Genomic DNA, 18,843 nt, shown 5'->3' on the forward strand with positions numbered 1-18,843 from the left:
GCTATGCAACATCAATTACTGATTAATGGCGAGCTGGTCAACGGTGAAGGTGAAAAGCAGCCAGTCTATAACCCTGCCACTGGTGAACTCATTCTGGAAATTGCCGAGGCCTCAGCCATGCAGGTTGATGCCGCGGTACGTGCGGCAGACACCGCGTTTGCCTCCTGGGGGCAAACCACGCCGAAAGTCCGCTCTGAACTGCTGCTGAAACTGGCGGACGCTATTGCTGATAACGCGCAAACCTTCGCTGAGCTGGAATCACTCAACTGCGGTAAACCGCTGCACTGCGTCCTCAACGATGAAATTCCCGCTATTGTCGATGTTTTCCGCTTCTTCGCCGGCGCGGCGCGTACGCTGCAAGGACAGGCGGCCGGTGAATATCTGGAAGGGCATACCTCGATGATTCGCCGTGATCCACTGGGCGTGGTGGCCTCTATTGCACCGTGGAACTATCCGTTGATGATGGCGGCGTGGAAGCTGGCTCCAGCGTTGGCGGCGGGAAACTGCGTGGTGATTAAACCGTCAGAAATTACCCCGCTGACGGCGCTTAAATTGGCCGAATTTGCCAAAGACATTTATCCGGCAGGCGTTGTCAACGTGCTGTTTGGTCGTGGTAAAACGGTAGGGGATCCGCTGACCGGCCATGAAAAAGTGCGTATGGTTTCGCTGACCGGCTCCATTGCAACCGGAGAACACATTATTCAGCACACCGCGCCGTCAATTAAGCGTACGCATATGGAACTGGGCGGAAAAGCTCCGGTGATCATTTTTGATGATGCCGATCTGGATGCAGTAGTGAGCGGCGTGCGGACCTTTGGTTATTACAACGCCGGGCAAGACTGTACCGCCGCTTGCCGAATTTATGCTCAGAAAGGCATTTATGATGCATTGGTCGAAAAACTTGGCGCTGCGGTTGCCAGCCTGAAAATCGGTCCGCCGAATGATGAATCGACCGAGCTGGGACCAGTGAGCTCGCAGGCACATCTCGATCGCGTGACTAAAGCGGTCGATGAGGCTAAAGCGCTGGGCCATATTAAGGTCATCACCGGCGGTAAAAAAGTGGATGGTTCAGGCTACTATTTTGCCCCGACGCTGCTCGCTGGGGCGAAGCAGGAAGATGCCATCGTACAGCGGGAAGTTTTTGGTCCGGTGGTCAGCGTGACCGTATTTGATGATGAAGATCAGGTGCTGGCATGGGCCAACGATTCGAAATACGGTCTGGCATCCTCCGTCTGGACCCGGGATGTTGGGCGCGCGCATCGCTTTAGCGCTCGCCTGCAATATGGTTGCACCTGGGTCAACACCCATTTCACGCTGGTTAGCGAGATGCCGCACGGTGGGCAAAAACAGTCCGGCTATGGTAAGGATATGTCGGTTTATGGGCTGGAGGATTACACGGTTATTCGCCATGTCATGATCAAGCACGAGTAATATCTTAAGCGCGAGCGGTAAATGGGGCACGGATAGCTAAATATTGGCAAGCGTGTGTCTATACTATTTCGCGCCACTGGCCTCGTCGCCATCGGACGGCGGTAAGTTGGAAATATCCGCGAGGTCAGGCTAATTGATAAAATAAAGCCCCAGCATATCGCCGGGGCTTTGTGCTTTCAGGAGCGCCATCGGGTTTATCTGCGGCCCAGGCTGCAAAGCCAAGCGAGTAGGGCACAGACGCTCAGAACCAGCCCCAATTGCTGCACCATGCCTGCTAAACCCAGCATCATTCCCAGTAACAGGTAATAGCTTAATCCGAACAATGCACCGGCGGCCCCGGCCTGTTCACGGTAGTGACGCAGCGCCTGACTCAGCACATTGGGAATGGCGATACCATAGGCAATCACCACGCCGAACACCGGGATCAGGATCCACGCGGAGTGCTGTAAACACCACGCCGAACACCGGGATCAGGATCCACGCGGAGTGCTGTAAACACCACGCGACGAGACCTGACAACGCTGCCAGCACACAGGCATAACGTACCAGTCGCTCCGGCGTCAGACCTGTCGTTAACAGTCTTCGGTTCAGCAGACTACCCGACAGAGAAGCAAACGCAAGTAGCAAGCCCGTCCAGCCAAAGGCTCTGGAGCTCCATTCTAATTGCCCAAAAAGAAACGGCGCCAGGCTGTAATAGCTAAACAGCATGGTGTTCAGTAGGGCAACCAGCATGGCATTTTTCCGCAACTCATTGTCCCGCATCATGCGGGAGAACAATCCGGCAAGTTTCGGGCTGAGCGTATGTTCGGGCCGGGTTTCTGGCAGCATGGTCGCTGTTAGTATTAGCAGTAGCAACGCCAACAGCACAAGGGCAACAAAGACACCGGTATGACCATACAGGCTTACCAGCCAACCGCCGCTTAGCAGGCCAAAAACCGGACTCAATGCCAGCGCAGCACCCATTACGGAAAAGACGCGGGATAGCGCAGTTGATTCATAACAGTCCCTTAGCATGGTCTGTACCACGACCGACCCAGCAGCCGCACCGATGGCGGAGATCATCCGCGCCAGCAGCAAAACGCTGAAGTCGGTGGCAACAACAGCTGCTGCGCAACCTGTTCCATAGCAGATAAGTCCTGCCAGCATCGCCCAACGTCGTCCGATGCAGTCGCTCAGCCAACCCCACATCGCTACGCCGACGGCGAAAGCAACAAAATAAACGGAGAGCGTTTGAGCCGCGCGCTCACTGCTTACGTGAAAAGAGGTAGCGATACCCGGCAATGCTGGGCTGTAAATGGTTTCCACCAGTTGTGGAAACATAATCAGTAGCGTAAGAAACCACAGGGGTGGGCGACGAAGTGTGTTCATAGCAATATCCAGAGAGGCATAAAACAGGTGGGCATTATTGCTGAAAAGGATATGTCGCATTACCATTGTCAGGACTTTAAATATCAAATATCGGACAGATAATGAAAATTGCCCCCGATGATGCTTTTGATGCGGATAGCTTTGATAAACCGGTAATCGGTATTGCTGCCGATATGGGTGTACATGATTCCGGGCGGCACAGTCATCTTCGTCATCAGCTACTTTTTTCGGCAGCGGGAAGCATTACGATTGAACTGGAGCAGGCCCTGTGCCTGCTACCGCCACGTCGTGCGGTTTGGATCCCGGCAGGCACGGTACATCGCGCCATAATGCGTGGTGTCATGGCTTATCGCTCTTTGTACTTTTCAACCACATTGCCGTTATCTGAGTTACCGCTGCAGATAGTTGAAGTTAATCCACTTTTTTTTGAAGTGATTGAACGTATGGCCTTCTGGCCATGGGAAATGCCTGCCGCACAGCAGTCCAGCCTCATTACCGTTTTTTGCGAGGAAATCCGTGCCGCCCGCAGTGAAAACTGGACATTGCAGTATCCCTCAGATCCGCGGCTTAACGTGTGGCTCAAGGGCTTACGCATGGGTGAATTGCCACCACGACTGAATCAATTGTCCCGACAGGTTGGAGCATGCGAGAGGACGATCAGCCGAATATTTATCAGGGATACCGGGATGAATTATCAGGACTGGCGGCAGCAATTCAGGCTGTTAAAAGCCATGGAGATGTTGGCTGACGGATGCCATATCAGCCAGGTCGCGCAATATCTGGAGTTTGTCAGCGACAGTGCTTTTATTGCTTTCTTCCATAAACATACCGGCACAACACCAGGCCGTTATTCGGGCAATATAATGCCGCAGAAGGATTAGGGGTATTACATATTAAGGATAATTTACCCGGTGATGGCAGAGTGGGAAGATCGTTTACTGATGGCAGAGAGATGATCCTCTCTGCCAGCGGACGCTGCAATTAATCGAGAAGAGTTACATCAAGCAAACCAGCCGAACCTTGCGGATATCAGACTGAAAAGTCCTACAGCAGCAAATATATTTATCAGCACCACAGTTTTACTGGAAACATTCATTTTTGCCACCTTTCGTTTTAACCCTTATGGGTATAGTACGGCTTATAACTATCCGCAATAGTACGAATTCTGAACATAATGAAAATGAGGTGTTTTACGGCCGCTTTTCTTAAATTAATTAATAAAACTTGATGTGAGTCATGAAAAAGAGCATATTGCGCGCGATTTTCCCTTCCGGCCAGGATGCCTTAAATGTCCCTATACCAAAAAATGTTGGTTTTTTATGCGGTGATGGCCGTCATCACGGCAATCATCACCTGGTTTCTTTCCCGCGATAAAAAGCGGATCCGCTTTCTTAGCGCGGTATTAGTTGGGGCGACCTGGCCGATGAGTTTTCCCGTTGCGCTGATGTTTTCTCTTTTCTGATGACGGCGTATATGCCGTTTCAGGAGGAAAGCAGGGCATCTAATCGTTTTTTGTCGGTTTCAGTGACATCCTGTGGATGCTGATATCCCACATTCTCATTCGCGCGGGTGTACAAGGCAACCAGCCAGTCGTAAACATACCGGCTTGCACCGTGGGAAGGTTGTTCATCCAGCTTCGTCAGACGTAACATCGGTTGTTGCTTCGGCGCGCTAAAAATAGCCGATCCTTTTTGGATCCTGCTGGCAGGGCGCTGTTCCTCAGCAACGTCGGCAAATCCAAGCCAGGTAATAAAATCACCAATATCGGCGTGTAGCTGCGCGGCACAGACGTTTTCTCGCTGCATAATGCGCTGTAAGCGTTGTGGCATCTCCAGTCGATAGCTGGTGGTGACAAGGATGTCGGCAACCTGCCTTAACGTACGAGGATCGAGTCGTAAACGGCGGGCATTGTTTTCATCGCGACACCACTGACGCACGTGGTTAATCCACATTTTGTGTGCCTGATATCCGGTCTCCTGGCTTTCCGGCGAGTGCAGTGTGTCACGCACCTCGGCAAAAAGATCAATTTCTTCATTAAATAAACCGCTTACCTGCTCCTCGCGCGGTTGCTGAATACGCAGCAGCGACTCAAAAATACGCATCGGCGGGAGCAAACCATCCAGCAGTTCGCCATGTTTTGCAGCTTGTGCCTGTAACTGGCGGATCACCGACTCATGGCTACCCGATTCGGCTTGAGCGGGATTAATCCAGCTTATCAGGGTTTCGCGGATGCGCTGTTGATGCTGCTCGCGTAGAGAAGTCAACCTGGCCTGGCGCTGCTGTGGTGAGGTTGCCTGTGTCAGCCATTCGACAAGGCGTTGTAAGCTATGTTTATCCAGCGCCTGCAATGTACCCCAATGCAGCCCGGGCTTGCCCATCAATTGCTGCACGGATTCATCAAGGTTTTGCTGGGTACTAAAACGCGCATCCTGCGGGGTAATGGCCCAAACCACGCCCGGTAATGCGGCATCATGAACGGGTTGGGTATCGTTGACCCAGCCCAACAGCTTGCGGGTGATGGCGGGCGTCTGGGCGCGGGTAGAGACTGCATTGCAGATTAAGAGCACATCCGGTTGCAGGTGCTGGCGATAATGTTCCAGCATCCAGCCTAATTTTGCCTGCCACAGTGGATGCGAATGAGCATCCGGGGCGAGGGGAATATCGAGCAGATCGACATTCTCCAGCACCGCGTCTTCAACCGTCAGGACCAACTCGCGTGTGAGCAGCGCCAGTGACGCCTGAGAGAGGCTGACCGCATTGAGCAACTGATGGTTTTCAATGGGATGAACCACCACATCGCTTTGCGCCTCATTATTGCCGGTCAATGCCACCTGAGTCAGGAAGCTTTCGGCAGGTAAACCAAAATGGTCAACCAGCAGGCTCAGCGGGGCCGCTAATTCTTGCGCGTGTCCGGTTTGTTGCAACGTGTGCGCCAGCGCCAGCCACTGCTGCGTCAGCTCTGGTTGTTCTCCCCACAGTAACGCCCAGGCGTTTGCCCGGGTAGTCAGATCCAGTGCGGGCAGCAACGTGGCAAACTGATGCCATAGCGCATCGTCAATTTGCTGCTGGTTTGCCGGTACGCAGGAGCGCCAGAAACGACCGATTGCCGCGACATCATGTGCGGTAATGCCCGGCACCGGGTGACGCTGACGCAACGTTTGCCATTTTTCCAGGCGCGCCTCAATAATCGATTTCTCAACCTGTCGGTTGTCCGGGAGCGCGCTGAACTGGGCGATAAATAGCTGTACCAGTTCAGCTTCACTGAGTAACCGCAGACGCAACGGCCATTCGCTATCATGCGGATTTTCATCGCGCGTAAAGCGGATCGCCATATTGGTTGGCGCATGGCCCGGATTAATATGCGAGAAATAATCAAAGCTGCGATCCGGGGTAACAATATTCACTTTGCCAGCGGCATTGCTGCACAATGCCGCAAGCAGATGTGCTTTTGCCGATTGTGAATGTCCGTATAACCCTATACATCCTTGCGATGAAAAGGTCGTCTTCAGCGCAGATTCACTCACTGCGGCTAGCGTAAGCTGTGCCAGCAGGGCATCCGCTTCATCATCAAGACGCGCCGCACGTTTACGGGTATCTACCACCCACTCGATGGCGGCCTGCGCGGTATTTAACATCTTACTCATTTCAGGTACACGCTCCCGCTATCAATCCAGTAATGGCTACCGCTATGGCGACGGTCTGCCAGCGTATTCAGTTTTAACGTTAAGGCATTGGCGGCAACGGGGGTGCCATCCTGTAACCAGGCATCGCTCAGGACGAAGAATTCCGGGCCATTTTCTTTGCTGCCGCCGCGTAGCTGCAGCCGAACATTCAACACGCCATCTCCGGCGATAGTTTTTGCCAGTTCGGCAGAGTTTATGCTGAGCGTATACAGCGGTGTGGCAGGCCAGCGGCTGTTTGCCAGTTGGCGGAATCCTAACGTCACGTTGCCACGTAACGGGAAGTGCAACCGGGCATCCAGCTTCGCACCGGGTTTATCCAGATCGATATCGTGATACCAGATGTTCTCATCGCGCAGGGTATTGACCGTATTATCCAGCACACCGAGAAAGCGTACGGTTGAGTAAGCGCCGATATCGGCAGCTTTAAAGTTGAAACGCGGCAAGCGTAAATCCAGCGCCAGGCTGCACAGCATAGCGCCTACAGCAGCGGTGGATTTAGGGTTACCAATCCGCCCCTGTTGGCTGAACGGATACCACTCATGCACGCGATAGTTATCCATCCAGATCATACGGTTAACCGGAACAGGTTGCAGATGGCGGATCAACGCCTGTACGCCCGGCAAGCACGCGGGCCTGCCGGTAACTAATAAGATATCGCAGCGATAATGTGAAATGGCCTCACAAACCGCGTGCAGCGGGGAGGTCAGGGTAAATTGCCCCGCTAATAGTGCTTCTTGTAACTGCCTGAACTGTACCTGCAACGGCACGCTTAGAACATCAAACGCTGGCGACCCTGCTGGTAACGCATGGTCGATAGCCTGTTGAATGTAGTTCATCACGTTGCGCGTGGGTCGTTGGCTCAGGAGTTCGCCAAAGGTGGCATGCAGACCGGCGACTGGATCGTTAATATCGCTTTGTTCCCAGGCAGAGAGGACCGCATGACCGAGCGGCATAAAGAGCTGCAATGCCGTTTGTTGGCGCAAAATCGCCTGGGTATCGATGCGCCCGGAATCGCCAAACAGCGTGGCCAGCAATGCGGCGGCGTCGGTCACGCCAGCCTGTTGTAAGCGGGTTTGTAGCGCAGGTAACACGCAGCGCTGAATCACGTCCAGCAGCATGTCATCGCCCGCAACTTTAAAGCCTTCGCGGAACAGCAGATGCGGGGTAATTTTGACGTTCGCGCCAACGCCGTCATCAAGCTGGTAATGAACGACGGCCATATCCGTTGTCCCGCCGCCAATGTCGATCGATGCTACGCGCAGCGCACGGCCTTTAGTCTCACCAGGCTCCGGCAAACGGTCCGGGCGGGCAAGGGCGTTAAAGAACGATTCGGTGTGGCCATCGTAGTGAGAGATAGCCTCGTTATACAGCCACACCAGTTGTCCGCAGCTGGCTTCATCCCATTCCATCTGAATTTCAGGAACGGGAACCACACTCTTTTCCTGCTGCTTGCGGGTGGTGAAGTCTTCATCCTGCGGGTGCCAGCCCATCGCTTTCCAGACCAGGGCAATAGCTTCAAACATGCGCAGGCGGAAAATCTCGCGCTCCTGTTTGGGCATCGCCGACGGTAGGGTCAGGATCAGCGTCCGCAACTGACGCGGAGACGCCGGGAATCCGAGGCGCAAACGCGTCGCTACGCTGTTAATTTGCCCCAGCGCCTGGGCCAGTATTTCACACAGCATATGCGTCATCAGCGTGCTGCGGCTGTATTGCGGTGAGAACACAGGCAGACGATCGTCCTGAGGCAGGCTGAACAGTGGTTGCCCGTCATCATTCATCAGGTTCATCAGCGGGAAGGCGGTAGCCAGCGGTTCGCGCTGGGTTTTGCCATTCATCTGACTAAAGCGCCAGTCATGCAGCACCGGCGTTTCATCCCACAGATAACGGCGTGGGCTGGAAATCCCGCTGTTGCCCTCGGTGCCCATACGCTGCATCGCCAGCTTACGGGCTTCATCACCTACTCGCACAATCGATGGCCAGATAAAGGCGTCATCACGTCCGCTCTCAACGGAAAAGTGCTGCTTACCAAAGCGCGCTTCGGAAAACTCCAGCCGACTGGTGAACAGCGGATCGTTGAGAAACTGCGGCTCGCTTAATGAACGGACCTGCAATTCAGCGGTCTGACGCAGCCCGTCATTGGCATCCCCGTGATCTTCAATCAGGACGCCACAGGTATGGGTATTACCGATATCCAAAATAAGATCGACGGGAATGGCGGGCGTACTAAGGGTGTGCGTAACCAGTTTCACTTCCGGGACAGAAAGCTGCTCGCCTAACAGGGTCAGCACATTCAGCCAGTGCGCCTGGTATTCAAAGTTTCGCAGTGCCTGCTGGATCTCTTGTTCTGAGCGGTTCTCATGTTGGGTGACATGGTGCATAAAAGATTCGCGCAACCAGCCGTCAATCCAGGTCTGGTCGAGGAAATCAGCAATTTCGTTGTCATGCCAGGCCAGCGCAAACCGCGTACCGTTAAGCAGATCATTTTCGTTGGGGGTTAACGCCGCAGGGGCATTTTCAGTAAGCTGGCTGTCAAGCGCTACGGTAACACGGTGGGTGTTGCCCGCGCTGTCCGGCTGCGCCAGCTTTCGCACCTGCACGCGTGCCCAGTTATCCGGGCCTTCAACAAATGTACGCGGCGGGTTAAAGCGCAAAAACGGCAGCGGCAACCAGACACCGTCGAGCACGTCCAGCGAATAGTGCAGCGTCTGAGTACTTTCCGGCTTCACCACTTCGGGTTGCGCGCCGGTGCTGCCCGGCAAGGTATAGCGTCCTGACGTAAGATCGAAGTCTAGTCTCAGTAGTGGACCGTTTGCCGTTTTGCGCACAAAGCGTCCATGGTGCGCAGATTCCTGCGGCGTGAGGCCGAAATCCAGGAATTGCACACCGCTATTGGCGATGAGCGTCACGCTCTGTTTGTAATCACACAGATTCACCAACATAAAATCAGGCACCTATCTTTTTGATCGTCAGAGGGATTTCCGCGTGATCGTCATAACGCGCGGTACAGGCGGCGACGTCATTGGTTCCCGCTTTGCAGGTAATTTCAGGCATCGGATAACGTGACCCGTCGGTACAGCGGGCATTGCCACGACTCTTAATCATTAATTCACCCGACTGGTGCAAACCGGAGAAAATCTCGGCACGACAAACAATATTGTCACCATGAACTACGCGCGCAGTGCCTTTATTAGCCTGGATCTGATAGCGCAGCGACGGCGCTTTGCCGCTCACCGGATCTTTAACATCGACCATGACGCGCCAGTTACCGTTGAGAAAACGCGTCGTTCCTGCCTTCATCTGGTTGGCATCCATCACCAGCGCATCTTTTGGAATCGCGGCAATCACCACCGGTCCTTCTACAGGCTTCTCTTTCTTCACTGCTGGAGTCACTTCAGCACGATGCAGGGGCAGTGCAGATGTCAGTGCTGGCAGCGGTGCCATATCAACCTTAGCGACTTCAATAGCGGCGGCTGCGGGTACGGGCTGGGTGGTCTGTTGCTTCCACAGCAGCGGCCCAACGATGGCTGCAATAATCACTGCAGCAACGGGCAGGCTCCACAGCGGCAGGCGGCGTATGGGCTTCTCCTGTACCGGCGGCGCAGTGACGTCAGGTTCGTTAACAATGACCGGGGGTTGAGGTTCAGGTTCTGGTTCAGTCGGTTTTGGCAGATCAACGACCGGAGTCAGTAAGGGGGCATCGGCCTCGGCAAAGGTAATTTCCGGTGCGATTTCTTCTTCCTGTTCCGGCTCTGTTACGGTAACCACAGGAGGGACATCGGCAATGCGCAGGCAGTCGAGCACATCGTCGCGGGGATTTTCATTCAGATTGACGAAGCCCCAGAACGTAATAACGGGTTTGCCATCAACCAGAAACACGTGGTTTTCACCGGGAAACTGGATGGCTTTTTCGAGCAGCGAGCCAAACAGCTGTAGTGAGGTTTTCCCCGATTGCAGACTTTTACGGCTCAGGACCGCCGCATTTTCCAGCGTGCTTCCCAGATAGCGCAGCGCACGAAAACGTGCCTCTTCATCAGCGGCTTTCCACGCCACGGCTTTCCCTTCTATCGGGGAATACCAGTCAACCCGATCGCCGTTGTCGTTAATTTGTGGGATCGCCAGACAATCCACCATCGCCTGCTGTTTACGCAGACGAAGCGTTTCACGAATTTGCAATGCTGAATCAAACACGGCCTGACCACCGCCGCCCACGGCCTGATAGTCATCCAAATTGCCGCTGCGCAAGAGAGTTTTTGCCACGTTGTTACCCCTTAGACTTCTTCACGTATCTACTTTACGTTTTATAAATACGAGCAAACGGCGAAAGAGAGGCAAAAAGGGGCTAATTTTCACGGCATAGAGTGCTGGGAAAAATCTTGACGTTTTGAAAAAGACTTAAGGGAAATTAATTCGCTTAGGGTGATGAATTATTCAGCGAAATACACCGGATTAGAATAACCTGATAGTGATTTGTTATTGGTCAGTTTTTGTCAGCTATGCTCTGATATCCCTGTTAATAATAAAATAAGAAGGCTTATAACCATGATTGCAAGGAAAACGTTACTCGCGCTGGCTCTCAGCACCGTCTTACCGTCAGGTGCAGCATTTGCGGCCAATACTGATACCATTATCTATTGCTCTGAAGCATCGCCGGAGTCATTTAACCCGCAAATCGCCAGTTCCGGTCCCTCATTTGTGGCCAGTTCACAAGTACTCTACAACCGACTCATCAACTTTGATCCGGTAAAGAATACCCCGATACCGTCTCTGGCAACGGACTGGACGATTTCCCCGGACGGTAAGACTTACACCTTTACCCTGCGTCAGGGCGTAAAATTCAACAGTAATAAATTCTTTAAACCGACCCGCGATTTCAACGCTGATGACGTGATTTTCTCGGTATTACGGCAGAAAGATGCCGATCATCCGTATCACAAGGTTTCTCAGGGAAGCTACGAATACTTTAACGATGTTGGTCTGGATAAACTGATTAAAGAAGTGAAGAAGGTCGATGAATATCACGTTCAGTTTGTCCTCAATGAACCTAACGCTGCGTTTCTTGCCGACTGGGGTATGGATTTTGCCTCCATCCTTTCTGCGGAATATGCCGACGTGATGCTGAAAAAAGGCACTCCGGAAAACGTCGATAATTGGCCGATTGGCACCGGGCCTTACGTGTTGCAGCAGTACAAGCAGGACTCGCAAATCCGTTATCTCGCTAACCCGAACTACTGGGATGGCGCTGTTCCAACGAAGCATCTGATCTTCTCAATCACGCCAAACGTCCAGACGCGGCTGGCAAAACTGCAAACCAATGAGTGCCAGATAATCCCGGCGCCAGCCCCCGTACAGTTTGACGAGATTAAAAAGAATAAAGATTTGACGCTGCATTCGGTTGAAGCGCTGAACGTTGGGTATCTGGCGTTTAATACCGAGAAAAAACCGTTTGATAACGTGCTGGTGCGTCAGGCCTTGAACTACGCGACTGATAAAAAAGCCATTATTAACGCCGTCTTCTTAGGTTCAGGTACGGTGGCAAAATCGCCGATTCCACCGAATATGATGGGATTCAATAAAGATCTGCAGGATTACGCTTACGACCCGCAAAAGGCGAAAGACCTGCTGAAGCAGGCAGGGCTGGAAAATGGCTTTGAAGCGACACTATGGTCAATGCCGGTTCAGCGCCCTTACAACCCGAACTCCCGACGGATTGCTGAGATGATCCAGAGCGACTGGGCAAAGGTGGGCGTGAAGGCGAAAATTGTGTCGTACGAGTGGGGGGAATATCTCTCCGGAATGCGTAAAGGTGAGCATGACACCGCGTTGTTTGGTTGGATGTCAGACAACGGCGATCCGGATAACTTCGCCGATGTACTGCTGGGCTGCGACAGCATAAAAACCGGATCTAACGCCGCGCGTTGGTGCGATAAAGAGTATAATTCGCTGGTTGAAAAGGCGAAGCTGGTGAGTAAACCGGAGGAGCGCGCCGCGCTTTACCAGCAATCGCAAGAGATTTTCTACCAGCAGGCTCCGTGGATAGCCCTGGCAAACGGTAAAACGTTTTATGCTACGCGCAGCAACGTCAGCGGATACAGCGTCAGCCTGATGGGCAGTGATTTTTCAAAAGCAAAATTAAATTAATGAGTTAAGGAGAGGTTATGTCGCATCTGGATGAGGTCAGCGCACGTGTTGATGCCGCCATTGAAGAGAGCGTCATTACGCATATGAATGAATTGCTGATTGAGCTCAGCGATGATGTCGCGTTGAGCCGGGAAGACCGCTATACCCAGCAACAGCGTTTGCGTACGGCTATCGCACATCATGGTCGTCAACATAAAGAGGATATGGAAGCCCGTCGCGAACAGTTGACCAAAGGCGGCTCTATTCTTTAATTCGTTATTACTGTATCCGGCCTGTATGTTCAGGCCGGATAAATTCTGTAGGCCTGATAAGCGAAGCGCCATCGGGCAATTAAAACGAACGTCTCGCTACCAGCCACGCTCCGATGACCAACATTACCGCGCCACAGATGGGGCCTACCAGCGCCCGCAGCGGCACGCCATGGCTGCGCAGAATATCCAGCACCAGCCCGCCGATTAACTGGCTGGCAACCAGTACCGCGATCGTCGTGGCGGCACCTACATTTTGATATCCACTGATACTGGCAAAAACAAAGAACGATCCCAGCAAACCGGGGATGAGCGTCCACCAGCGCACGCTGGAGACCAGTTCTCCAAATCCCGCAGCTCCTTGCTTAAACCACAGTATGCTGACAAACAGCACGATCCCGACCAGCGAGTTAAGCAACATGGCGATGAGGATCGTCGAGGACGTCTGCGTGATGCGTACCATCAGGGTATTTTGCACCACCAGACCAATACCTGCGGCAATTAGAAAGGAGAGGGTCAGCGTCTGGTTCATCTGCCGGCATCCGGATCGCGGCGATCGTCTAGCTGCAACTGCATGAAGGTCAGATCCAGCCAACGCCCAAATTTGGTGCCAACCTGCGGCATTTGCGCGGTGGTTTTAAAGCCCAGCAAGCTGTGCAGATGCAGTGATGCCTGATTCTGAGACTCAATACCTGCCACCATCACATGCTTGCCGCATGCGCGGGCTTCGTCTATCAGTCTGCTGAGCAGTGCCCGACCGAGCCCTTTTCCCTGATGTTCAGGATGGACATACACCGAATGTTCAACGGTATGACGGAAGCCATCAAAGTTACGCCAGTCGCCAAAGGAGGCGTATCCCGTAACCACGCCATTCTCTTCACTCACCAGCACCGGATACCCCATCAATTGTCGGGCTTCATACCAGGAAATACGGTTTTCGGCATCGACCGTTTGATCGTTCCAGATAGCCGCCGTATGCAGTACCGCATGGTTGTAGATTTCTGCAATGGCGGCGCAGTCTTCTTTGCTGGCAAATCGAATTGACATGTTGAACCTCAGGGCTTGTTCACTATAGTATTACAATATGAATACTATTGAAGACAGCATAAATCAACGGATCAGTGCAAGAATTCGCATTGAGCGGGAATCTCGCGGTTGGTCACTCACGGAGCTTGCCGAGCGCGCGGGCGTGTCGCGGGCGATGATCCATAAAATAGAGCGTGGCGAGAGCAGTCCAACAGCTACGTTGCTGGGTAGGCTTTCCGGTGCATTTGGCATCAGCATGTCTACCCTGATTGCGCGAGCTGAAATGCAGGAGGGCAAGCTGCTGCGCTTCGCTGACCAGCCCGTCTGGCACGACCCGCAAAGCCACTATCTGCGACGCCATGTTTCACCGCGCAGCGATCTGCCTATCGATCTGGTGCAGATCGAATTACCCGCCGGAAGCGACATCCCGATGCCAGCCTCTTCCTATGTGCAGGCCAGACAACTTATCTGGTTACAGCAGGGGGAATTAGTGTTTGTGGAAGGGGACGTACGTCATGAAATGCAGGCTGGTGATTGCCTGGAACTTGGCCCGCCGAATGACTGTCGGTTTATCAATGAAACCGCGCACCCCTGCGTTTACCTGGTTGTGCGGTTAAACCACGTCGTCAGCTAAATAGCAGGCGCAGACTGCTACTATTGATGGATTCATGCCAAAAGCAGAGGAGCACATCATGGGTCAACAGACTAATCGTAACCGTCGTTGGGTACTGGCTTCACGCCCGCATGGCGCGCCGGTCCCAGAGAACTTCCGTCTTGAAGAAGATGAGGTGGCAACGCCAGGTGAAGGCCAGATTTTGCTGCGCACCGTTTACCTTTCTCTCGATCCCTACATGCGTGGCCGCATGAGCGATGAGCCATCTTACTCACCACCAGTAGAGATTGGTGGTGTTATGGTGGGGGGTACAGTAAGTCGCGTGGTGTCATCCCGCCATCCGGACTACCAGCCAGGCGAATGGGTATTGAGCTACAGCGGCTGGCAGGACTATGACATCTCCGACGGTAACGGACTGGTGAAGCTTGGCGATCATCCCGAGCATCCCTCCTGGGCGCTGGGTGTTATGGGTATGCCGGGGTTTACCGCTTATATGGGCCTGCTGGATATCGGTCAGCCGAAAGCGGGAGAAACGCTGGTGGTAGCCGCCGCAACCGGGCCGGTTGGCGCAACGGTTGGGCAGATCGGTAAGCTTAAAGGTTGTCGGGTGATCGGTGTGGCGGGTGGGGCAGAGAAATGCCGACATGCCACCGAAGTCCTGGGTTTTGATGTCTGCCTCGATCACCACGCGCAAGATTTTGCGCAACAACTGGCAAAAGCCTGCCCGCAGGGAATTGATATTTATTACGAAAATGTCGGTGGAAAAGTATTTGATGCCGTTCTGCCATTGCTCAATACCTCAGCGCGGATTCCGCTTTGTGGCCTGGTCAGTGGTTATAACGCAACGTCGCTTCCGGCCGGACCTGACAGATTACCGCTGTTAATGGCAACGCTGCTGAAAAAGCGTATCCGCATGCAGGGCTTTATCATTGGTCAGGATTACGGACACCGCATTCATGAGTTTCAGCGGGAGATGGGGCGCTGGGTTAAAGAGGGCAAAATCCACTACCGCGAGCAGGTGACCGACGGTCTGGAAAATGCGCCACAAACCTTTATCGGTCTGCTGACCGGCAAAAACTTTGGCAAGGTAGTGATTCGTCTTGCTGAGGATTGATGTGTAAAGGTGGAAGACGGTGAATGCCTGAAACCAGGCCTGCTTCGTACAAAATGTAGGCCTGGTAAAATCCCAATGTCGTTATCTGGATGAAAAGCGATTTTTCATGGAGAAAATAAGAAGGTTACTACCCTAAAGCGAATAAACACTCCACATTGAGATAAATAATGATTACTATTCTCATTCTTAAAAAGGCAAAACCATGATTTTGCTCATTGAAGCTATGTGAAGCAGTAACAAACGAATTTATCAAAGGGAGTCGTCATGTCTTTACGTCATCTGTTTTCACCGCGTCTGCGTGGTTCTTTGCTGTTAGGTTCACTGCTCGTTGCATCATCTTTTACTACGCAGGCCGCAGAAGAACTGCTGCGCAAAGCCGTCGGCAAAGGCGCCTATGAAATGGCGTACAGCCAGCAAGAGAACGCGCTGTGGCTGGCGACCTCACAGAGCCGCAAACTGGATACCGGCGGGGTGGTTTATCGTCTTGACCCGGTCACCCTCGAAGTGACCCAGGTTATTCATAACGATCTCAAACCGTTTGGTGCCACCATCAACAACGCCACGCAAACGCTGTGGTTCGGCAACACGGTAAACAGCGCGGTAACGGCGATGGATGCCAAAACGGGTGCGGTGAAAGGACGTCTGGTGCTGGATGCGCGTAAGCGCTCTGAAGATGTTCGTCCGCTCCAGCCGCGTGAGCTGGTCGCCGATGATGCTACCAACACGGTATACATTAGCGGTATTGGTAAAGAGAGCGTGATTTGGGTGGTGGACGGTGAGACGATCAAGCTGAAGGATACCATCCAAAATACCGGCAAAATGAGCACCGCTCTGGCTGTCGACAGCAAGGCTAAACGCCTGTACACCGCCAATGCCGACGGTGAATTCATCACCATCGATACCACCACTAACAAAATTCTCAGCCGCAAAAAACTGCTGGATGATGGGAAAGAGCATTTCTTCATCAACCTGAGCCTGGACACCGCTGGCAACCGCGCATTTGTCACCGACTCTAAAGCGGCGGAAGTGCTGGTCATCGACACCCGTAATGGCAACGTACTGGCAAAAGTCGCCGCGCCGGAATCTCTTGCTGTGCTGTTCAACCCAACGCGTAATGAAGCCTACGTAACTCATCGCCAGGCCGGTAAAGTGAGTGTGATCGACGCGAAAAGCTATAAAGTCGTCAAAACATTCGAGACCCCAACGTTCCCGAATAGCCTGGCGCTCTCCGCCGACGGTAAAACCCTGTACGTCAGCGTGAAACAGAAATCTACCCGCGAGCAGGAAGCTACCCAGCCGGACGATGTTATTCGTATTGCGCTGTAAAAAATCCGGAGGGGGAAACCCCTCCTGTCATTTCTCTAAACCCCACGATACGCCTCGTTACACCCCGCCAGTAGCCCGACCCACTTCAGGGACTTACACTACGCCCTCAACGGCTAACTGAATAACACGGGAATACCATGAAAAAGCCATTTATCTGTCTGTGTGCAGGCGTAATGCTGTTTACCCTGGCAGGATGTACTACCGATTACGTCATGACGACCAAAAGCGGACAAACCATTACCACCCAGGGTAAGCCAAAACTGGATAAAGATACGGGAATGACCAGCTATACCGATCAGGATGGAAATGCGCGGGAAATTAACAGCAACGATGTAGCGCAGTTGATTGAAGCGAACTAAAAATGAAGGCCTGAAGGGTTAACCTGTCAGGCCTTCAGCCATTACGGCGCGGTGCGGTGGATTTCCGCGACGCGTTTACGCACGCCGAACCAGCCTGCAACCAGCAGGATGGCAATCAACGGTAATGACGCAATGGTGTAGGTGCCGTTTGGATAGTCAAACGCCATCAGCACCAGCACACTCAGCAGGAACAGTAGGGTCAGCCACGAGGTAAACGGAGCGCCCGGCAGTTTAAAGCTGACGTCTGCCGTTTTACCTTCTTTTATGGCCCGGCGCAGACGCATCTGACAGACCATGATAAAGCCCCACGACGCAATAATGCCCAACGACGCGAAGTTCAACACGATCTCAAACACCTGTGACGGCACCAGATAGTTCAGAAATACCCCGACGACATAGACGACCAGCGTGGCGAGGATCCCAGCCCAGGGTACCTGTTGACGGCTCATTTTAGCCATGAATTTCGGTGCCGATCCGCCCATCGACATGGAACGTAAAATACGTCCGGTGCAGTACAGTCCAGAGTTAAGGCTGGAAAGCGCCGCGGTGAGCACCACAATATTCATGATACTGCCGATATACGGCACGCCCAGTTTAGAGAAGAAGGTAACAAACGGGCTTTGCCCCGCCTGATAGGCATTCCACGGCAGTAACAGAACCAGCAGCACCACAGAACCCACATAGAACAGACCAATACGCCAGATAACGCTATTGATCGCTTTCGGCACCATGGTTTGTGGATCTTTGCATTCTCCAGCAGCGGTGCCAACCAGTTCAATGGAGGCAAATGCGAAAACTACCCCCTGAACCAGTACCAGCGCGGGCAGCAGGCCATGTGGGAAGAATCCACCGTTGTCGGTGATCAGATGGAAACCGGTGGTGTTACCATCCAGCGGCTTTCCAGTGCCTAAAAAGACGGTACCCACCACCAGGAAAATCACAATCGCCAGCACTTTGACCAGCGCAAACCAAAACTCCATCTCCGCGAACCATTTCACGCCGATCATATTCATGGTGCCAACAATAGCCAGCGCGCCGAGGGCGAACACCCACTGCGGTACATCGCCAAATGCGCCCCAGTAATGCATATACAACGCCACTGCGGTGATATCGACAATACCGGTCATCGCCCAGTTGATGAAGTACATCCAGCCAGCCACATAGGCGGCTTTCTCACCTAAAAATTCACGGGCGTAGGAGACAAAACTGCCGCTGGAAGGGCGATGTAAAACCAGTTCACCAAGCGCACGCAGTATAAAGAACGAAAAAATACCGCACACCAGATAAACCAGCGCCAAAGCAGGACCCGCCATCTGCAAGCGTGCGCCAGCCCCTAAAAACAACCCGGTACCAATTGCGCCGCCAATGGCGATCATCTGTACCTGTCGATTTCCCATCGCTTTGTGATACCCCTCTTCGTGGGCATTCAACCAGCGTCGTTTCGCCGCATGTTGTTCTGCGGCTTGCGTGTTGTTTGTGTTCATTACTTTTCCTGTTGACCTGACAAAAATACAAAATCCTTTTTGCCGCACCTGCT

18 protein-coding genes are annotated in these 18,843 nt (G+C 53.1%); 9 read left to right on the top strand and 9 right to left on the bottom strand.

The window, feature by feature from the left end; translation table 11 throughout:
- Nucleotides 1-3 precede the first annotated feature (3 nt).
- Nucleotides 4-1,431 (top strand): aminobutyraldehyde dehydrogenase, encoded by a 1,428-nt coding sequence (patD, locus tag OGY83_RS04600; protein WP_286635356.1) that lies wholly within the window; start codon nucleotides 4-6, stop codon nucleotides 1,429-1,431.
- A gap of 194 nt (nucleotides 1,432-1,625) precedes the next feature.
- Here the strand turns inward: patD and OGY83_RS25260 are convergent, their stop codons facing one another.
- Both OGY83_RS25260 and OGY83_RS04610 read right to left on the bottom strand, forming a co-directional pair.
- Nucleotides 1,626-1,841 (bottom strand): hypothetical protein, encoded by a 216-nt coding sequence (locus OGY83_RS25260; RefSeq protein ID WP_286635357.1) that lies wholly within the window; start codon nucleotides 1,839-1,841, stop codon nucleotides 1,626-1,628.
- Nucleotides 1,777-2,799, bottom strand: a complete 1,023-nt coding sequence (locus tag OGY83_RS04610) for an MFS transporter (protein WP_286635358.1) — start codon at nucleotides 2,797-2,799, stop codon at nucleotides 1,777-1,779. The genes OGY83_RS25260 and OGY83_RS04610 overlap by 65 nt, the downstream gene beginning before the upstream one ends.
- Before the next feature lie 101 nt (nucleotides 2,800-2,900).
- On the opposite strand from OGY83_RS04610, the gene OGY83_RS04615 reads away from it, so the two are divergent.
- Nucleotides 2,901-3,680 (top strand): AraC family transcriptional regulator, encoded by a 780-nt coding sequence (locus OGY83_RS04615; RefSeq protein ID WP_286635359.1) that lies wholly within the window; start codon nucleotides 2,901-2,903, stop codon nucleotides 3,678-3,680.
- Nucleotides 3,681-3,799: 119 nt separating this feature from the next.
- Here the strand turns inward: OGY83_RS04615 and yncL are convergent, their stop codons facing one another.
- Nucleotides 3,800-3,895 (bottom strand): stress response membrane protein YncL, encoded by a 96-nt coding sequence (gene yncL / locus OGY83_RS04620; RefSeq protein ID WP_071524268.1) that lies wholly within the window; start codon nucleotides 3,893-3,895, stop codon nucleotides 3,800-3,802.
- Nucleotides 3,896-4,087: 192 nt separating this feature from the next.
- Between yncL and OGY83_RS04625 the strand changes: the two genes are divergently transcribed.
- Entirely contained in the window at nucleotides 4,088-4,261 is a 174-nt protein-coding gene (locus OGY83_RS04625; RefSeq protein WP_003020198.1) for a GhoT/OrtT family toxin, read from the top strand.
- A gap of 19 nt (nucleotides 4,262-4,280) precedes the next feature.
- Here the strand turns inward: OGY83_RS04625 and OGY83_RS04630 are convergent, their stop codons facing one another.
- The 3 genes from OGY83_RS04630 to OGY83_RS04640 are packed head-to-tail and all read right to left on the bottom strand — an operon-like array spanning nucleotide 4,281 to nucleotide 10,739.
- Nucleotides 4,281-6,443 carry a virulence factor SrfC family protein gene (locus OGY83_RS04630; protein ID WP_286635360.1) on the bottom strand — a complete coding sequence of 721 codons (2,163 nt, stop codon included), beginning with the start codon at nucleotides 6,441-6,443 and terminating at the stop codon, nucleotides 4,281-4,283.
- Nucleotides 6,440-9,421, bottom strand: a complete 2,982-nt coding sequence (locus OGY83_RS04635) for a virulence factor SrfB (RefSeq protein ID WP_079937519.1) — start codon at nucleotides 9,419-9,421, stop codon at nucleotides 6,440-6,442. The genes OGY83_RS04630 and OGY83_RS04635 overlap by 4 nt, the downstream gene beginning before the upstream one ends.
- 4 nt (nucleotides 9,422-9,425) lie before the next feature.
- The gene (locus OGY83_RS04640; protein WP_194210898.1) at nucleotides 9,426-10,739 is read right to left on the bottom strand and encodes an SrfA family protein; all 1,314 of its coding nucleotides are present in this window, start codon (nucleotides 10,737-10,739) and stop codon (nucleotides 9,426-9,428) included.
- 282 nt (nucleotides 10,740-11,021) lie between these two features.
- Here OGY83_RS04640 and OGY83_RS04645 point away from each other — a divergent pair, with 282 nt between their 5' ends.
- Both OGY83_RS04645 and OGY83_RS04650 read left to right on the top strand, forming a co-directional pair.
- Nucleotides 11,022-12,620: an ABC transporter substrate-binding protein gene (locus tag OGY83_RS04645; protein ID WP_286635361.1), complete on the top strand. Its 1,599-nt coding sequence runs from the start codon at nucleotides 11,022-11,024 to the stop codon at nucleotides 12,618-12,620.
- 17 nt (nucleotides 12,621-12,637) lie between these two features.
- Nucleotides 12,638-12,871 carry a YdcY family protein gene (locus OGY83_RS04650; RefSeq protein WP_048211611.1) on the top strand — a complete coding sequence of 78 codons (234 nt, stop codon included), beginning with the start codon at nucleotides 12,638-12,640 and terminating at the stop codon, nucleotides 12,869-12,871.
- Nucleotides 12,872-12,950: 79 nt separating this feature from the next.
- On the opposite strand, the gene OGY83_RS04655 is transcribed toward OGY83_RS04650, so the two are convergent.
- Together OGY83_RS04655 and OGY83_RS04660 are read right to left on the bottom strand one after the other, a co-directional pair.
- A complete protein-coding gene (locus OGY83_RS04655) occupies nucleotides 12,951-13,400 on the bottom strand; it encodes a DMT family transporter (RefSeq protein ID WP_079937297.1) in 450 nt (149 codons plus the stop codon).
- Nucleotides 13,397-13,915, bottom strand: a complete 519-nt coding sequence (locus OGY83_RS04660) for a GNAT family N-acetyltransferase (protein WP_079937296.1) — start codon at nucleotides 13,913-13,915, stop codon at nucleotides 13,397-13,399. Before OGY83_RS04660 ends, OGY83_RS04655 begins: the two co-directional genes overlap by 4 nt.
- A gap of 37 nt (nucleotides 13,916-13,952) precedes the next feature.
- On the opposite strand from OGY83_RS04660, the gene OGY83_RS04665 reads away from it, so the two are divergent.
- From OGY83_RS04665 to OGY83_RS04680, 4 genes are all read left to right on the top strand, one after another.
- Nucleotides 13,953-14,528 carry a helix-turn-helix domain-containing protein gene (locus OGY83_RS04665; protein WP_191228731.1) on the top strand — a complete coding sequence of 192 codons (576 nt, stop codon included), beginning with the start codon at nucleotides 13,953-13,955 and terminating at the stop codon, nucleotides 14,526-14,528.
- A gap of 58 nt (nucleotides 14,529-14,586) precedes the next feature.
- Nucleotides 14,587-15,621, top strand: a complete 1,035-nt coding sequence (gene curA, locus OGY83_RS04670) for an NADPH-dependent curcumin/dihydrocurcumin reductase (protein WP_286635362.1) — start codon at nucleotides 14,587-14,589, stop codon at nucleotides 15,619-15,621.
- 264 nt (nucleotides 15,622-15,885) lie between these two features.
- Nucleotides 15,886-16,947 (top strand): 7-bladed beta-propeller protein YncE, encoded by a 1,062-nt coding sequence (gene yncE, locus OGY83_RS04675; protein ID WP_191235339.1) that lies wholly within the window; start codon nucleotides 15,886-15,888, stop codon nucleotides 16,945-16,947.
- A 137-nt stretch (nucleotides 16,948-17,084) separates the two neighbouring features.
- On the top strand, nucleotides 17,085-17,306 hold the full coding sequence (locus tag OGY83_RS04680) for a YgdI/YgdR family lipoprotein (protein WP_003020157.1): 222 nt from the start codon (nucleotides 17,085-17,087) through the stop codon (nucleotides 17,304-17,306).
- A 41-nt stretch (nucleotides 17,307-17,347) separates the two neighbouring features.
- Here the strand turns inward: OGY83_RS04680 and ansP are convergent, their stop codons facing one another.
- On the bottom strand, nucleotides 17,348-18,790 hold the full coding sequence (gene ansP, locus OGY83_RS04685) for an L-asparagine permease (RefSeq protein ID WP_079937292.1): 1,443 nt from the start codon (nucleotides 18,788-18,790) through the stop codon (nucleotides 17,348-17,350).
- Nucleotides 18,791-18,843: the final 53 nt, after the last annotated feature.

The sequence above is a fragment of the Citrobacter sp. Cpo090 genome (assembly GCF_030332665.1).
Classification (GTDB): domain Bacteria; phylum Pseudomonadota; class Gammaproteobacteria; order Enterobacterales; family Enterobacteriaceae; genus Citrobacter; species Citrobacter portucalensis.